A 1,161-nucleotide genomic window follows, 5' to 3' on the forward strand; every position below is an offset into this window, starting at 1 on the left:
AGCTACCGTGTACACACAAGTCCAGCTAGAGCGGTTTTCCAACCAATGAAGATAGCTTCAAACTGTTGAAGACCATGTACAAAGGTAGGTAGACCAGGGGGTCTTTGAGAGCGATAAGAAGACCAGCCACCAAGCCTAGCAATTAACCAAGTTGCCCAAGGCAAAGTGGCTAGAGGATAGGGATTTTGTTGTTTTTGAGTGCGACCTTCGAGAGTCGGTGCAAGCTGGGCAAGACATTGCTGTTGTTGGTCAGAGAAAGTCACCGATGCGGGAATTGCTGGATTGTCTCGTCCTTCAACCATCTTGCCGGTGCCGACAGCAACGGACAAAGCCAAGATAGTCAGACGTTGAATCGCAGCGATTGACTCAAGTTGACTGGTCTCGATATCTAAACCAACCGTTTTGAGCATGGCAAATAACTGCTCGATGCGCCATCGCCAGCAGTACCACTTAATCACCTGTAAAGCTTGTTCAAATAACATAATTGAGTGAGTAGTCATCAATCGCCAATGTATGGGTGATTGACCGAGTGGAGGGTTAACTTCCAGAGCTTCTACCGCATAAAGAGTAATACTTGGAGGGTAATCTTCTCGACTAAGATTGGCTGGGCGTTGAATTTGAACCGAAGTATGACGGACACTCAATAACGCCTCTCGCGCTGTGCGCCCACGGCGAGGGTCGGCTGTGACCATGATCCTGTAGGTACCAACACAGGGCTGGGCGGACAGATGAGTGTAAAGAGATTGTGGCTGACCAAACAGGCACCGATCTTGATAAACTCTGACTAGAACATGGTTGTAACGATCTGGGACTGTCGCCCATTCTTCATATAGGTCAGCTTCGCGGTCGCCTATATGAGTGACTAATCGCGCATCCCCAAGCATCAAGCAGCGTTGGCTGCGTTCAGCGGCGGCTAACCATTTGTAAGATTCTTTCTGTTCGATTGGTCGCTGAGAATATTTCCGTTCGTGTTTGTCGGGTCTGTTTGCTGCTCTCGTCCAGAGCTGCACGTTGCTCAGCCCCAGCGGGAAACCGTTTTGAGCATCCACCACTAGAGTTGGATGAATGAAAAATCCCACATCTGTGTTGTTCCCGACTACGCCCACTCCTTCTGGTTTTAACCTACCTTGATGAGACTGTAAGTTAATCTCACTCGTATCA

1 protein-coding gene is annotated in these 1,161 nt (G+C 48.9%); it reads right to left on the reverse strand.

The window, feature by feature from the left end:
* Positions 1-2 precede the first annotated feature (2 nt).
* Positions 3-1,161 (reverse strand): IS4 family transposase (locus QUA44_RS30565; protein ID WP_333276889.1); only part of this gene is annotated, 1,159 nt, incomplete at its 5' end.

Source organism: Microcoleus sp. N9_A2 (assembly GCF_036701775.1).
GTDB lineage: Bacteria > Cyanobacteriota > Cyanobacteriia > Cyanobacteriales > Microcoleaceae > Microcoleus.